Origin of the sequence: Pseudomonas sp. Ant30-3 (genome assembly GCF_000690905.1) — a bacterium.
Classification (GTDB): Bacteria; Pseudomonadota; Gammaproteobacteria; order Pseudomonadales; family Pseudomonadaceae; genus Aquipseudomonas.
This window is the reverse complement of sequence record NZ_JMCL01000082.1, coordinates 1-14,985: the sequence shown is the minus strand read 5'-3', so window position 1 is coordinate 14,985 and position 14,985 is coordinate 1. Positions and strand designations below refer to the sequence as shown.

At 61.8% G+C, this 14,985-nt stretch carries 12 protein-coding genes; all 12 read right to left on the bottom strand.

The genetic code is table 11. The features are described 5' to 3' along the window. Positions 1-23: 23 nt before the first annotated feature. Positions 24-935, bottom strand: coding sequence for a malonate decarboxylase subunit epsilon (gene mdcH / locus DU29_RS0119890; protein WP_028623263.1), 912 nt, complete (start codon positions 933-935; stop codon positions 24-26). Then, positions 932-1,552, bottom strand: coding sequence for a malonate decarboxylase holo-ACP synthase (locus tag DU29_RS0119885; protein ID WP_028623262.1), 621 nt, complete (start codon positions 1,550-1,552; stop codon positions 932-934). The genes mdcH and DU29_RS0119885 overlap by 4 nt, the downstream gene beginning before the upstream one ends. After that, positions 1,546-2,349: a biotin-independent malonate decarboxylase subunit gamma gene (mdcE, locus tag DU29_RS0119880; RefSeq protein ID WP_028623261.1), complete on the bottom strand. Its 804-nt coding sequence runs from the start codon at positions 2,347-2,349 to the stop codon at positions 1,546-1,548. The genes DU29_RS0119885 and mdcE overlap by 7 nt, the downstream gene beginning before the upstream one ends. Continuing rightward, a complete protein-coding gene (locus DU29_RS0119875; RefSeq protein ID WP_028623260.1) occupies positions 2,346-3,197 on the bottom strand; it encodes a biotin-independent malonate decarboxylase subunit beta in 852 nt (283 codons plus the stop codon). Before DU29_RS0119875 ends, mdcE begins: the two co-directional genes overlap by 4 nt. Further along, positions 3,190-3,489: a malonate decarboxylase subunit delta gene (locus tag DU29_RS0119870; protein WP_028623259.1), complete on the bottom strand. Its 300-nt coding sequence runs from the start codon at positions 3,487-3,489 to the stop codon at positions 3,190-3,192. Before DU29_RS0119870 ends, DU29_RS0119875 begins: the two co-directional genes overlap by 8 nt. Next, complete coding sequence (locus DU29_RS0119865; protein ID WP_028623258.1) at positions 3,489-4,364, bottom strand: triphosphoribosyl-dephospho-CoA synthase; 876 nt, start codon at positions 4,362-4,364, stop codon at positions 3,489-3,491. The genes DU29_RS0119870 and DU29_RS0119865 overlap by 1 nt, the downstream gene beginning before the upstream one ends. Then, positions 4,364-6,034 (bottom strand): malonate decarboxylase subunit alpha, encoded by a 1,671-nt coding sequence (gene mdcA / locus DU29_RS0119860; protein ID WP_028623257.1) that lies wholly within the window; start codon positions 6,032-6,034, stop codon positions 4,364-4,366. Before mdcA ends, DU29_RS0119865 begins: the two co-directional genes overlap by 1 nt. A gap of 104 nt (positions 6,035-6,138) precedes the next feature. Further along, positions 6,139-6,564, bottom strand: a complete 426-nt coding sequence (locus DU29_RS0119855) for a hypothetical protein (RefSeq protein ID WP_028623256.1) — start codon at positions 6,562-6,564, stop codon at positions 6,139-6,141. Then, on the bottom strand, positions 6,527-7,156 hold the full coding sequence (locus DU29_RS0119850; RefSeq protein ID WP_028623255.1) for a nucleotidyltransferase domain-containing protein: 630 nt from the start codon (positions 7,154-7,156) through the stop codon (positions 6,527-6,529). The genes DU29_RS0119855 and DU29_RS0119850 overlap by 38 nt, the downstream gene beginning before the upstream one ends. A gap of 122 nt (positions 7,157-7,278) precedes the next feature. Then, positions 7,279-7,734 (bottom strand): chemotaxis protein CheW, encoded by a 456-nt coding sequence (locus DU29_RS0119845; protein WP_028623254.1) that lies wholly within the window; start codon positions 7,732-7,734, stop codon positions 7,279-7,281. Beyond that, positions 7,727-13,729, bottom strand: coding sequence for an Hpt domain-containing protein (locus DU29_RS0119840; RefSeq protein WP_028623253.1), 6,003 nt, complete (start codon positions 13,727-13,729; stop codon positions 7,727-7,729). The genes DU29_RS0119845 and DU29_RS0119840 overlap by 8 nt, the downstream gene beginning before the upstream one ends. Before the next feature lie 51 nt (positions 13,730-13,780). Continuing rightward, positions 13,781-14,985: methyl-accepting chemotaxis protein (locus DU29_RS0119835; RefSeq protein WP_028623252.1), on the bottom strand; the 1,205-nt coding region annotated here is incomplete at its 5' end.

Below are 14,985 nucleotides of genomic sequence, written 5' to 3'. Positions count from 1 at the left end.
TGTTCGAAGGCCTGAGTCGGAGTTTAGAGTTGGCGGCTTCCCTCCTCACGCAACAGCGCTTGCAGGGTGTCGAGCCGCGCACCGTCGAAGGCAATCACGGTGCCCTGCTCGAACACCCGGCGCGCCAGCCCGGTCAGCACCGCGCCGGGCGGCAGTTCGATCTGCAGACGCACGCCGCGCTCGTAGGCGCTTTGCACGGTGCCGCGCCAATCGACGACGCGGCACATGTTGAACGCCAGGTCATCGCGCAGCGCTTCTATATCTATGACGGGGCGAGCGCGGCTGCCGCTCAGATAACCCAATGTCGGCGTCTTCAGCGGGACATTGGCGAAGGCTTGCGCCAGTTTTTCTGCCGGCTCATCCAACAGCGGACAGTGCGATGGCACGCTGACCGCCAGTCGTTTCGCCAGACCTGCGCCTTGGCTTTTCGCCAAACCGGCGACCGCTTTCATTGCTTCGTCGCTGCCGGCAATTACCACCTGGGTGTCGGCGTTGATATTGGCCAGATACACCGGCGTTGCGTCGCTGTGAACCTGCGCGAGCAAATGTTCCACGGTCGCCAGATCCAGGCCGATGATCGCCGTCATGCCGTAGCCCTGCGGATACGCCTGTTGCATCAATTCACCGCGAAGGCTGACCAGACGCAGCGCAGCGCTGAAGTCCAGGGCCCCGGCCACCACCGCCGCCGGATAGGCACCGATGGATAATCCAGCGACGTAATCCGGCGTCGTGCGTAACTCGCGGGACGCCGCGACACCGGCAATCAGCAGGCAGAGTTGAACCGCCCGCGTCGACTTCAACGCTTCGGTAGAATCGAGGAGCAATGCGTCTTCACCCAGCACGTCACTGGCCTCAGTCACTGTTTCCCGAGGCAGACACTGAAGCATGCCCGGCCGCTGCGCGCCCTGGCCCGGAAACACCAGCAAACTGCTCACGCTGCGTGCTCCTGCGGATTCCACGGATCGGTGACCAGACAGGCTTCGCGGGCATTTTTCAGCAAGACGCGGCGCGCAGATCCGGCCCATTCCCGCAGGGCGACGGCACCGAACGGCGTTTGCAACTGCAGGTCCACAGCACACTCCGCCGTGTCCAGGATCCTCAGCAGTTGCCGGGCCCCAGCACGTGCCAGCGGTTGCGGCGTACGCAGGATCAAATCGAGATCGCTGCCCTCGTGCAAGGCGGCAAACCCACTGGCCAACTCGAACCCGGCGCTGCCGCTGACGCCCCAGACCCAACCGCAACCATCGAGCATCGGCCGCAGCTGATGGAGGGCACGCGTCACCGGCAAATCCCGAGCAATGACAGCATGACAAAGCTCTTCCGGCCTGACGCATCGCTTGACCGAATCGACCCTCATCACCGTTGCATAGCGCTGTTCACGCAAGCGCCCACGCACGCCCACAGCGATGTGGCCGGATGCACTCAGCGCGCGCCGAACCACCACCGGCTGACCGGCGCTGATCGACTCGATCGCCCACTCCGGCGCATCTGCCGGCAACAGCGCCGGGGTCATGCCCCAGAGCAGGTCGTGGGCGAGAAAAGTGTTCACCACTGCGCTCTCAGCAGTTGGCGAACCTGGCTCGATGCCGCGCGATTGTTGGCGCCCAAACGGCCGCTCAAGTCACGACCTTTGACCGCAACATCACTGATCGCAAGGCCCAGGCATTCCTTCACCCGAGTCAGGTCAGCCGTGGTCGGCTGCTCGATCTGCTCCACCGAGAGCGTCTCCCAGAGCAAGCCGAGGCTGGCATAACTGTCGATGTCATACGCCATGGGCGGCACACTGGCCGCCAGCGCTTCGAGCTCTTCGACGCTACGCAAAGTCACCCGCGCCGCCGACGCCTTGCCCATCGCATGCACCATCACGCCCGGATCGCGCAACGCAATCAATCGATTCGCCTGATACCCGTGAGCCAGAAACGCCCCGGACATTGCCTTGCCCACCAGCAGGCCAATCACCGCATGCCCGGCCAAACGCGCGCGGGCGTAACTGTCCGCCGCAGCCGCCAAGGCCTGATGGATGCCGAGGGCTTCTTCGCGGCGACCGTAGGCCTGGCTCGGCACATCGACGATGGCGATCAAGGCGCGCTTGTGAGAGTTGTCAGCGTCCGCCGCGATCACCTCATCGACCGCTTTGGCCAATCCCCAGCCTTCGAGCAAACCGACCTCGCCGTTGCGGGCGCGGACGAAACGATTTTCGGGATCCGCCACCACGGCAATAAAACGGGCCGACTGATCACCCAGCACTGCGTCCGCGACCCTCAGCGAAGCCGGCAAACCGTTCACCGGTTTTCCACCCGCACTCAATGCGTTGAACCAGTGCAAACCTCTCAGGGAATACGAACTCATGAGCGCTCTCCTTGATATAGATCGCGGACCATCGCCGGCTCGATTTGCGGCTCAGCGTCGAGACGCGCCAGGCGTTCCAGGTAATGCGCCGCCTGACGACTGCGCTGTTGCTCAGGCAAACCTTGCTTGAGCAGCTCACTGACCTGCTGCTGAATCTGCTCCACATCATCGGCGACATATCGATCCACCAAGCCGCTGGCAAAACGTTGTTCCCCACCGGTCAGGCTCCAGATAAAAGGGCGGTCGCGGGAATCGTATTCCTCAAGACCCGCCTCCTGCTCGATAACCTGCGGACCGTTCAGACCCAGGCGCGCCTCCCGCGTCACCAGCAAGTAACTACACAATCCGGCGGCAATCGACATGCCGCCAAAGCAGCCGACGCTGCCGGCAACCACGCCGATGACCGGTTGGTACTGACGCAGATCGACAATTGCCGCATGGATGTCGGCGATCGCTGCCAGCCCGAGGTTGGCTTCCTGCAAGCGCACGCCGCCGGTTTCCAGGAGCAACACGGCGCGCGTCGCAATGCCGTTGCGGTTATCTTCGGCGGCGAGCTCCAGCGCACCGGCGATTTTCGCCCCGCCGACTTCACCGAGGCTGCCGCCCTGGAAGGCACCTTCGATGGCAGCAATCACCACCGGCAACCCACCAATACTGCCCTTGCCGATCACCACGCCGTCATCCGCTTGCGGCACCACACCTTGAAGGGCCAGCCATGGCGACATGACGCGCTGAAACGGGTCGAGCAACTCACGGAAAGTACCTGCGTCGAGCAAGGCTTTCGCCCGTTGCCGCGCGCCGAGTTCGACGAAGCTGTGTTTGTTTAACAACGCCGCGCTGTCAGTCATGGCCGATCTCCTCAAAGCCTTGTTCCAGACGCAGGCGCACCACACCGGGCGTCGCACCGAAATCGTGGATATCAATGGCCATCGCCGGCGGCGTCTGCCCGTCGAACATCCGCGTAAACAGATGCTGCCAGCGCTGTTCGCTGCCATTGACCGAGGTCTGCACGGTAATGGTCAGCTTGCCGGCCTGACCCGGTTCGATCAGCACTTCCAGATCGCCCGAGCCGACGCAGCCCACCAGCGTGCGGCCACGGGGCGGCTGCCCGGCGGGGAATTCAAAGGACAAGGTTTCCATCAAAATGCTCCCTGATTGAGGCTGTCAGCCGACTCGATGCGGTCGAGAAACAGGCAGGCGGCGAGTAAGTCCGCAGCACCGCCGGGCGACGCATTCAACGCGATCAATTGTTCGTCCAGTTCATGCAAGCGGCGGCGACCGGCAAGGCTGGCACTGCCACCCGCGTCGAGTACGGCCCGGGCGCCCAGTTGCATCGTGCGCAGGCCCTGTTCACCGGCGCGGTAGAGCACACAGGTGTCGGCCAGTTGGGTCATGATCGCCAGTAACGCATCGAGTCGGGCGTTCTGTTCGCCCTGACCGGCGGCGCGGCTGCTTCTGAGTTGCGGCAACGCGCGCTGGATCACGGCGGGGAAACCGAGCTGGGCTTCTTCACGAGCACCGCGCGCGCCGTAGCGCCGGGCGACTTGCGCGCCGTGGCTCAGAGGACGCGGGGCATTGCGGTCGCCCAATAGCGCCAATCGGGCGGCACGCAACGCCACGGCTCCTGCCGTGTTATTCGAGCAGTCGAGCGCTGCAGCAGTGACCAACAAACCCAATGCCCAAATTGCGCCACGATGGGTATTCACCCCGCCCGTGGTGGCGAGCATCGCTAATTCGCCTTCCCTGCCAATCCGGCCGACAGCTTCACGCAGCGGTAATCCGACTTCGCCAAAAGCAATGGCCGCGTCTGCCATTTGCTTGAACGCCGGCCACAACGACAGTGCCGAGGCGTGCATCAGCCCCAAGTGCAGATCGGTATGCGCGCCATTGCCGCGACGGTCTACCAGCGCCGGTTTCGGCGACAGATCCGCCTCGTCGATCAACGCGTCCACCGCGAGATCCGCCAGCCGTTCGGCCAGCGACACAGGTTGGGTTTGCAGGTTGAATGCGTGCATTACCAACTCCTGAATTTGGCAGGCGGGTTGTACAGGCCACCGGACCACTCGACCAGATCGGCCACGCTTTTCGCCGCGAGCAGCTCACGGGTGGCGTCGGTGCGACGGATGCCGAGGTCTTCGGGCAATGCGATCAAGCCTTCGCGACGCATACGCGCGGTGTCTTTCGGGTTGTGGCGCAAGCCAATGACGGTGACCCCGGCGACGGCCGCGATCATCGCCTGACGTTCTTCCAGCGAGCGCGCCTTGTACAGATAGGCGATGCCTTCCTCGGTCAGCAGGTGCGTGACGTCGTCGCCGTAGATCATGATCGGTGCCAGCGGCATGCCGCTTTTCCTCGCCACCTCGACCGCGTCGAGGGTTTCGACAAAGGTCGGTTTACCGCCCTCCTGGAAGGTCTCAACCATTTGCACCACGAGTTTTTTGCCGCGTTCGAGCAAGGGCTCCGGCGCATCGCCGTGGCGCATGTCGAGCCATGCCGGAGTGCCGTGACGACGACCGCGCGGATCGTGGCCCATGTTTGGCGCACCACCGAAACCGGCAATACGGCCACGGGTAACAGTTGAGGAATGGCCGTCGCCGTCGACCTGCAGCGTCGCGCCGATGAACAGGTCCACCGCGTACTGCCCGGCGAGTTGGCTGAACATCCGGTTGGACCGCAGCGAGCCGTCACGACCGGTAAAGAACACATCCGGCCGGGCGGCGATGTAATTTTCCATGCCCAGTTCGGTGCCGAAACAATGCACGCTTTCGACCCAGCCGCTTTCAATCGCCGGAATCAGGGTCGGGTGCGGATTGAGGGTCCAGTTGCGGCAAATTTTGCCCTTCAGGCCGAGGGATTCGCCGTAGGTCGGCAGGATCAGTTCGATGGCGGCGGTGTTGAAACCGATGCCGTGGTTCAGGGATTGGACGTTGTGTTTTTCGTAGATTCCGCGAATCGCCATCATCGCCATCAATACGTGCACCGGCTTGATGTGCCGTGGGTCGCGAGTGAACAACGGTTCGATGTAGAACGGCTTGTCGGCCACCACCACGAAATCGACCCAGGACGCCGGAATGTCCACGCGCGGCAGGTCAGTGACGTCGTCCACAAGCTGGTTAACCTGAACGATGACGATGCCATCGCTGAAGGCCGCCGGTTCAATCAACGCCGGCGTGTCTTCGGTGCTCGGGCCGGTGTAGATATTGCCGGCGCGGTCCGCCATGAAACCGGCTGAAAGCACGACATTGGGAATCAGGTCCACTACCAACCGCGCGTACAGCTCGATGTAGGTATGGATCGCGCCGATTTCCAGCAGACCGTCTTCAAGCAATTGGCTGATGCGCAGGCTTTGGGTGCCGGCGAAAGAGAAATCGAGCTTGCGGGCGATGCCGCGTTCAAACAGATCCAGGTGCTCGGAGCGACCGACACTGGGCATGATCATGTGCAGGTCATGCAGCTTGGCCGGATCGGCTTTGGCCAGCGAGCGGGAGAGGAAATCCGCCTGCTTCTGATTGTTACCCTCCAGCACCACTCGGTCGCCGGGCAAGATCAACGCTTCCAGTGCGGCAAGGATGTTGTCGGTGGGCAGCACCACGCCGTCGGCCAGCCCTTTGACCAACGCCAGTCGCCGCTGCTTCTCGCTGCGCCGCCGGGTCCATCGCGAGTCGGGGGTTATTGTTGTTGTCATGACCACTCCACGGGGTTCGCTGTGTGGGGGTCACCTTAGGAGTGTTGGATCGGGGCATCAATCAAGCTGGGAGGCGGATCATTACGGTCAGGGTAATGGTTGCATCACAGCCGCAACATCTGACGCTGCACGCGCTCCATCAATTGCACAGTACTGTCCAGTAACTGGTCCAACAACGCCGGATCTTCATCCATGTAACCTTCGTACTCCGCAAGGTTTCTTCGCTCGTGGCACAAGGCGAACAGACGTACCTGCACTTTGCCAATATCAGCGGTATGAGCCAGGCATTGGAACACCAGATATCGCTTGTCCGAGCGGTAGCCGCACAGGCGTAGAGACGTTAGCGCAAGTGCATGGGCAGCGTTGTAAGCGAGGTCGAAACGGCTCGCGAACGAGAGAGACCTAGTTTGTGCATCATCCAATCGGTCCGCTGCAGAACGCAGCAGCCCTTCACACTCCTTCCTGTCCGGCGGCTCAAACTTTAATCCGCCACTACGTAAGAGATTTTCCAGATTCTCGTTGCTGCCCATCCTTGGACTCCAAAGGGTTTTCACCCATCAGATTGATTTTTTCCTGCTGAGCGACTCGCACGACAAAACTGTTTTCAGCCTTCAGCTTTGCGATCCAGTCATCAGGGGTGTAAAGCGTCGGATTCAGGGTGCGGCTCAACTGCTCTTCCAAAGGCATCAGCCGCTCCATCACGTCACTGTAGTGCAGGCCATCGCCGATCAGCATGAGATCTATGTCACTGAATGCGTTTGCCTGACTTTTCGCGATCGAGCCGTAGACAAACGCCCAGCTCAATTTCTCCGAGAAAGGCTGCAACGCATGCCGTAGAGGCTCGGCGATGCCTACGGTTTTTTGCACGATACTGAGGAGTTCGGCGTAAATCGGGCAGTGAGCATTGACTTGGTAGTGTGTCTGGTTGCCTACCCGTGAAATGACAAGGACGCCTGAGCGTTGCAGGCGATCAAGCTCTCTGATGAGACTGCCCTTCCCCACTTGTGCCCAGCGCGCAATTTCGTTGGTATAGAAGCTTTGATCCGGTTTCCCAAACAAGAGCCCCAATACCTTTTGCTGAGTGGTGGTGAATAAAGCATCACTCAGAGAGTAATGGATCATGGCCAAGCCCTTCCAGTCCCAAAAAGGGAACGATAGGTCCCTTTATAGGACTTATCAAGTCTCTGGGGGCATTAGCACTGACACGACTAACTGTGCGAGAACATCAGGCGCAACGGCGCCCATCACACCAACCCCGCACTCACCAACAACGCCTCCAGCGCCAGCAAATCCGGGACTTTGGCCACCTGCTCGCCGACCTGCACCGCCGCCTGCTCCAGCGCACACAGCGGCACATCCACATAGCTCAACTGGCTGTCGAGCTTGTACGACCGCGGAATGCCCTGCACCAGCAACGCGATGAACTTCAGTTCCGGGCGCCCGCCGAGGGCATTGAGGATGACGATCCGCGCGCGTTCGCCGATAACGATTCTGCTGCCGCATGCCGATTCGAAACTCAGCAGCGGAATCTGCCGATTGCGCCACGTTACCCGCCCCAGGTACCACGGCGGCGTATCGAGATCGAACGCCGCAGGCTGATAGTCGATCAACTCGGCGACGGCCACGTTGGGCAGGATCAGGTTGCGGTCCGCCAAGGGCAGTAACAATCCGGTCAGTTGGCTGGAGCGATGTTCAAGCATGGGACTTGCTCCACAAGGCGATGCTGTCGAGCAGCACCGATTCCTGATACGGCTTGCCGAGGTAATCGTTGACGCCGATGGCCATGGCACGGTCGCGGTGTTTCTGCCCAGTGCGCGAAGTGATCATGATGATCGGCAGATGCTGCAAGCGCTCGTCGGCGCGCACTTGCGTGGCCACCTCGAAACCGTCCATGCGCGGCATCTCGATGTCCAGCAGCATCAGGTCGGGCAGATGCTCTTCAAGCACCAACATGGCGTCAACGCCGTCCTTGGCGGTCAGCACGTTCATGCCGTGACGTTCAAGCAAACGGCTGGTAACCTTGCGTACAGTGACCGAGTCGTCGACCACCAGCACCAGCAATGGCTTGTGCGCTTCGACCTCGACGTTGTGAGCCCGCGGCAGTTGCGGCAGCCGCGCCTGCATCGCCCGAATCGGCGCCAGCAGGTCGAGAATCAGCACTACCCGGCCATCGCCCAGGATCGTCGCCCCGGACAAACCTTGCACCGCCGCAAACTGCGGGCCCAGACTCTTCACCACAATCTCGCGGGTGCCGGCCATCGCGTCGACCTGCACGGCAATGTGGCGCTCGTTGCACTGCACCAGCAACACCGGCAACGGCTGGCTCTGGCCTGACAGTTTCGGGCGCGTACTGGTTTTCAGCAGTTCACCCAAATAACACAATTCATAGTGCTGCCCGGCGTATTGGTAGGTCGGTGGATCGAGCCGGTAATGCCCTTCCAGTTCATTGGGCAGCACCCGCACGATACCGTCGATAGTGTTCAGCGGGATCGCGTATTGATCCTCAGCGCATTGCACCATCAACGCGCGATTGACTGAAACGGTAAACGGCAGGCGGATGCGAAAGTGCACGCCCTGCCCCGGCACCGAGTCAATGCTCATGCTGCCGCCGAGTTGCCGCACCTCTTCGTGGACGACGTCCATTCCCACGCCGCGACCGGAAATCTGGGTGATTTTTTCGGCGGTGGAAAAGCCCGGCCGCAGGATGAACTGCAGCACGTCGCGGTCACTTATGTCGCTGTCAGGCTCGAGCAAACCCCGCTTGATCGCCTTGCGCCGCACCGCATCCAGCGGCACACCGGCACCATCGTCACGAATGTCGAAAATGATGTCGCCGCCTTCGCGCAACAGGTCCAGGGTGATCCGGCCCTGGGCCGGCTTCCCCGCCGCCACCCGCACATCGGCGGCTTCCAGACCATGATCTACGGCGTTGCGCAGCATGTGTTCCAGCGGCGCGGCCATGCGCTCGAGCACATTGCGGTCCATCTCGCCTTCAGCGTTGCCAACGACAAATGCCACGTCCTTGCCCAGTTCGCTGGAGACCTGGCGGACGATGCGCTTTAAGCGCGGCAGCATCCGCTCGAACGGCACCATCCGCGTGCGCATCAAGCCTTCCTGCAACTCAGTGTTGATGCGGCCCTGCTGTTGCAGCAGGTTTTCCGCATCCTGATTGCGCCGGTCTAAGGTTTCCTTGAGGTCGAGCAAGTCAGAGGCGGATTCGAACAACGCGCGGGACAATTGCTGCAACTGCGAATGCCGGTCCATTTCCAGCGGATCGAATTCCTCGTAGCCCGAACGTTCGGCATCGGCGTGCTGGCGGCTGAGAATGCGCCCTTGAGTTTCCGTGTCGAGCCTGCGCAACTGATCACGCATGCGTTCGATGGTGGTTTCCATTTCGTTAAGGGCAACTTGCGCATCGTTGACCTGTTGTTCGATGCGGCCACGGAAGATCGAGGTTTCCCCGGCGAGATTGACCAGATCATCGAGCAGTTCTGCGGAGACCTTGACCATGTCCGCGCCGGCATCGGCTGATGGAGAAGGGGTTTCCACTTTCGCCGCTGCGAGCGGCGCGACAATTTGCGGCTCAACCCGCTGGCTGAAATTCCTGATCGCCTCGATCAACTGATCCGCAGGCAGCGGTGGTTGCTCGGCGCGGACGGCGTCGAGCATTTGCGCGAGTCGGTCGTGGCAGCTCTGCAACAGCGCAATTAACGCGGGTGACGGTTGCAGGCTGCCGGCGGACAAACCTTCGTAGAGAAATTCCAGCTCGTGCGCGAGGTCGCCAATCGGCGTGATTTCGACCATCCGCGCGCCGCCCTTGAGGGTATGCAGGTCGCGCAGCAGGGTTTCGATTTCCTGTCGACTGGACGGTTCGGCCTGCCAGCGCAACAGTGCGGCGCCGGAGTTTTCGATGATGTCGAAACCTTCCTCGAGGAAGATCTCGAGCAGCTCCGGGTCGTGCCCGGGCGAGTCATCGGTGCCGGCCGGCTCGGCAGTTTCCGCGGTGATGATGTTGCCCTGACGAAATTCGCGGATCGCCTCGATCAGCTCGTGCTGATCAGCCATAGGCGCGTGGTTCTGCAACTGTTCCAGCAGCTGCGCGAGCCGGTCATGGCTGAGTTGCAGCAGTTGCGCCAAGGCTTCGCTGTGGTTGTAGCGGCGATCGACGAGTCCCTCGTAAAGGCTTTCCAGCTCATGGGCGAGATCACCGACCGGCTCGACCTCGGCCATTCGCGCACCGCCCTTGAGGGTGTGCAAATCACGCTGCAACGACAACAGCGGCGCGGCATTGTCCGGGTCGCCGAGCCAGCGCTGCAAAGCCTGGCCAGCGCTTTCGAGAATATCTACCGCCTCTTCGAGGAAGATCGAGACGATCTCGTCGTCCAGCTCGACTGCACGTCCCCCTGTAGGAGCCGGCTTGCTGGCGATGGTCTCGTAGGCGCCATGTTTTTCCAATGAAGACGCGTCATCGTTATCGCCCATCGCCAGCAAGCCGGCTCCTACAGCACTCTGCGCGAGTTCTGCGGTGGCGCTGCCCAGTTCGCGAATGCTCAGGGTGCGGCTGCCGTCGCTGCGAATTAGCCCCGTCGCCGAGGGATCAAGTCCCTCATCGAGCAGTTCGCGCAGCGCTCGCGTGCGTTGCGGTTGCGCGCTGACTTCCTGGCCGGCGGCCAGCTGATCGAGCATGTTGATCAGCGCCTCGTGGGCGCTTTGAGCTTCATGGAAAAACCGCTCGCTGACCGCCAGGCTGCTTTCTTCGACCGCGCCATACAGGTCGAGCAAGGCTTCACAGAGTTCGTCCACCGGCTGCAGATCCGCCAGGTGCGCGCCTTCGCCGAGGGTGGTCAGTTCGTCCAGCAACGCGCTCAATTCCTGGCGCTCGCCGGGATGCTGCTGCCAGCGCTGCAACAGGCTTTCGGCGTCGAGCAGAATGTCCATGCCCTGGGCCAGGAAATTGTTGATCAACTGCGGGTCGCGTTTGGTCCGCAACGCGCTGCTTGGCGCGCGCAGATGTGTTTCCAGGCGTGCGTCGAGCAGCGCCTGAGTCCGCGCGATCAACGACGGCGCGCCGGGGATTTCGGCCAGCGGATCGACCTTGAGCTGGCGCAGCCCGACACGGAACACGCCCTCGGCTTCCAGCAGCAATTCGACCTCATCGAGGTCAAGGGCAATCAGGTGCGCCTTGTACTCTCGGGCCAATTGGTCGAGCGGTGTAGCCAGCTCGGCAATCGGCAGTACACCGGCCATCGAGGCACTGCCCTTGAGCGTGTGCAAGGCGCGTTGCAATTCGTCACTGGCCTGCAACGGCAGATGCTCGGCGGCCTGATCGAGAAAACGGTTAAGGCTGGCCAAATGCGTTTCGGCCTCGTTGCGAAAGATCTCCAGCAGCAGCGGATCGAGGGCGGCGACATCCTGTACGTCCTCGTCAGCCAGTGGCTGATGCCCCTTGGCGAGCGCGTGAGCGCGGGCGGCCAACTGATCAACATCGTTGCGCTGGCGCTGAGCATTGGCGGCAAAATCCGCGACCAGTTGCGGCAGCCGATCAAGCACATCGGCCAGCAGTTGTTGCACGGCGGGCTCAGGCGCGACGCTGTTTTCGAGCACACGATTGAGCAGGTTTTCCACGGCCCAGGCCAACTCGCCGAGGACCAGGGCCCGGACCATTCGGCCGCTGCCCTTGAGCGTATGGAACGCTCGGCGCAACTCGATCAGCGCAGGCTTGTCGCCAACGCTGGCGACCCAACGCGGCAGATATTCACGAATTGCCTCCAGCACTTCGTCGGTTTCTTCGAGGAAGACTTCGCGCAGCTCCTCATCCACCGGCGCTTCGTCCGTTGGCGGCGGCAACAGGCTGCCCGGTGTGTTCAGCGCCGGCGGGTTGAGCGTCGACACGGGGCTGGCGAGCACTTGCGCCAGGGTCTGCACAACCTCGGGATCGTCCAGTTCCTGCTGGTCTTGCATCACCAGCGCTTCACTCGGGCTGAGCACATCCTCAAGCACCGGCACATTGTGTTCACTGGGAAAATAGCCCAACGCTGCCAGGCTTTTTTCGGCGACATCGAGCAGGTGATCACCCGCGGCTTCGGGGTCGTCGCTGAGGCGCTCCAGGTAATATTCGAGACTGGAAATGGCGTCTGCCAGGCTGTCGAGTTGCTCCCAGCCGGGCTGATCGAGATCGAGCAGAAGATGCTCGCGGATGAAGTGGTTGCAGGTCTCGATCAGGCTCGCCGCACGGCTCAACGGGATCATCGCCAGCGCGCCGCGCACTTGCGTGAGCAACGCCGGCAATGGCTGCAGTGGCTGCGGGTCCCAGTCGGCGTCGATGTACTCGACGATCATGTCCTTGGCCTGCTGCAAACAGATGCGCGCTTCCTTGATCACAATCTGATGGATCTGCGTCAGGTCAGTGGTGGGCAGGCGGCTTTCTTCCTGGCTCTCCGGCTCGACGGTGCCGACCATGCCGGACAGCGTCGCCTCGACGTAAAGCAAGGCTCCGGCGACGTCCATCAGGATCGCATCGTTGGGTTCGCGCTGGCCTTGGGCGAGGCTCAGGACCACGGCCAGTTGATCGATGATGACCTTGCGTGGCTGGCCGAAACCGAGCACGGCCAGGGTGTCGGCGATCTGCCGCAGCGGAGCGAGCAGGCTGTCGAGGTCCGACGCATGCTGACGGTCGCTGCGCACGAACAGGTCGAGGCGTTCCTTGACCCGCACCAATTCTTCGCACAGGGCAGCGAGCACCGAGCGCATGGCATCGCGGTCGGGCCCGGCGAGCCGCGCGCGTTCTTCATCGACCATTGCGCTGTCAGGCAGCGCATCGTCCAGTGCGTAGCGATCTTTCATGGTCAGCATCTGCCCGGTGGGGTGTTCGGCTTTGGCAATATAAAACAGCAAGCTCTTGAGCAGCTCCGGCGGTGCCGGTTGATTGATGCCGCGCATGCCCTGTTCGAGCAGGCGCTTGAGTTCTTTGTCGGCGTCCTTGAACAGGCTGCGCAAGGCCGGGCTGTTGGCGATCGAGCCGCCGCGCATGCCTTCGACCAGCGCCGACGCCACTTGCCACAGCGGGCTCAATGGCGCGTTGGCGCACAGGGCTTCGAGGCGTGAGAATACTTTGCTTAAATAACCGAGATTAGTGTCGCTATCCTGTTCGCGGAGTAATCCGACGAGCGCCATCTGCAACATCTGCCGTAATTTGCGCAACACGCTCGGCAGATCCGCCGGCTCCAGCAGCGCCAGCGATTCTTCATCCAGGGGCGGCACGTCTGGCAATTGTGGTGTGAACAGGCTGGTCTCCGACAGCAAGCTGTCGCCGCGGGCGCTGCGCAGATCATTGATCAGTGGCAGCACCACCAGCGGCAAGTCGCGCCGTGCGCCTTGCACACGGTCGAGGTAAATCGGCAGTTGCCCCAAAGCCTGCATCAGCAGGTGGATGGCTTCGTCGCGGTGACTGACACGATTGCCCAGCAGGGCGCGAGTCAGGTGTTCCATTTCCTCGGCGAGCAGCGCCGCGCCGTAAAACTCGACCATGTGCAGAGCGCCGTGGACCTGATGGACGCACGCCAGACACTCATCCAGTGCGTGCGTCGCCTGCGGGTCATCCAGCAGCGTCTCGATCGCTTGATGAGCGACTTTCAGCGTTTCGGCAATCTCGCCTTTGACCCACTCGAGGGCCACATAGTCGTGCCGATCACCCATAACTGCTCCACATCACTGCTCTATTCGAAAAAACATGCGCCTGCAGGCGCTTCACGTTTTATCCGCGACCGGCAAAGTGAAACCGGACACCGACCGCCGCAGCTCGCTGGCCATCTTCGCCAGATTACCAATGCTGTCAGCCGTGGCGGTTGAGCCCGACGAAGTCTGCGTGGTGATCTGCTGGATCACATTCATCGTCAGGGAAATCTGACCGGCCGACGACGTCTGTTGTTGCGCCGCGTTGGAGATACTCTGGATCAACGCCGCGAGGGTTTTCGACACGCCTTCGATTTCTTCCAGGGCCACCCCGGCATCCTGCGCCAGACGCGCGCCGCGCACCACTTCGGTGGTGGTCTGCTCCATGGAAATAACCGCTTCGTTGGTGTCGGTCTGAATCGCCCGCACCAGCGTTTCGATCTGCCGCGTGGCGGCGGATGAGCGCTCGGCCAGGCGCTGAACTTCATCGGCGACCACGGCAAAACCACGTCCGGCATCACCGGCCATCGATGCCTGAATCGCGGCGTTGAGGGCGAGGATGTTGGTCTGGTCGGCAATGTCATCGATCAGGCTGACGATGTCGCCGATTTCCTGCGAAGACTCGCCGAGGCGCTTGATGCGTTTGGCCGTGTCCTGAATCTGTTCGCGAATGTTGTCCATGCCATGAATGGTGTTGTGCACCACTTCGTTGCCTTTGTTGGCGATCTCCACCGAACGCTCGGCCACCGCCGAAGACTCGGCCGCGTTCGCCGAGACCTGGTCGATGGAGTGCACCATGTCGTTGATCGCCGTGGAGGCGTCGGAGATTTGCTGCGCCTGATGCTCGGAGGCCTGCGCCAGGTGCATGGCGGTCGCCTGGGTTTCCTGCACGGCGGCGGCGACCTGGCCGGCGGTCAGGTTGATCGTCGCGACCAAATCACGCAGTTGGTCCACGGAATAGTTAATGGAGTCGGCGATGGTCCCGGTGAAGTCTTCGGTCACCGAGGCCGTGACCGTCAGGTCGCCGTCGGCGAGGTCTTCGATCTCATCCAGCAGGCGCATGATCGCGTTCTGGTTGCGCTCGTTCTTCTCGGCGGTTTCACGCAATTGGCGGTTGGTCTCGCGCACCATGACCAAACCGATGAGGATGATCGAGGTCAGTGCCAGCAAGCCCAATACGTAGCCGCCGATAGTGTCCAGATCACGCCCGCCTGCAAGATTTTCAAAGCCTGTGGCCAGGTGGGAAGCTTCATCGAGCAGGGTTTGCGAGAGGCTGAAAA

Bases quoted from the DNA above. Each gene is read 5' to 3' on its own strand.
- DU29_RS0119870 (WP_028623259.1), bottom strand. From the start codon at position 3,489: ATGGAAACCTTGTCCTTTGAATTCCCCGCCGGGCAGCCGCCCCGTGGC.
- DU29_RS0119845 (WP_028623254.1), bottom strand. From the start codon at position 7,734: ATGCTTGAACATCGCTCCAGCCAACTGACCGGATTGTTACTGCCCTTG.
- DU29_RS0119850 (WP_028623255.1), bottom strand. From the start codon at position 7,156: ATGATCCATTACTCTCTGAGTGATGCTTTATTCACCACCACTCAGCAA.
- mdcA (WP_028623257.1), bottom strand. From the start codon at position 6,034: ATGACAACAACAATAACCCCCGACTCGCGATGGACCCGGCGGCGCAGC.
- DU29_RS0119840 (WP_028623253.1), bottom strand. From the start codon at position 13,729: ATGGGTGATCGGCACGACTATGTGGCCCTCGAGTGGGTCAAAGGCGAG.
- mdcE (WP_028623261.1), bottom strand. From the start codon at position 2,349: ATGAGTTCGTATTCCCTGAGAGGTTTGCACTGGTTCAACGCATTGAGT.
- DU29_RS0119855 (WP_028623256.1), bottom strand. From the start codon at position 6,564: ATGGGCAGCAACGAGAATCTGGAAAATCTCTTACGTAGTGGCGGATTA.
- DU29_RS0119875 (WP_028623260.1), bottom strand. From the start codon at position 3,197: ATGACTGACAGCGCGGCGTTGTTAAACAAACACAGCTTCGTCGAACTC.
- DU29_RS0119865 (WP_028623258.1), bottom strand. From the start codon at position 4,364: ATGCACGCATTCAACCTGCAAACCCAACCTGTGTCGCTGGCCGAACGG.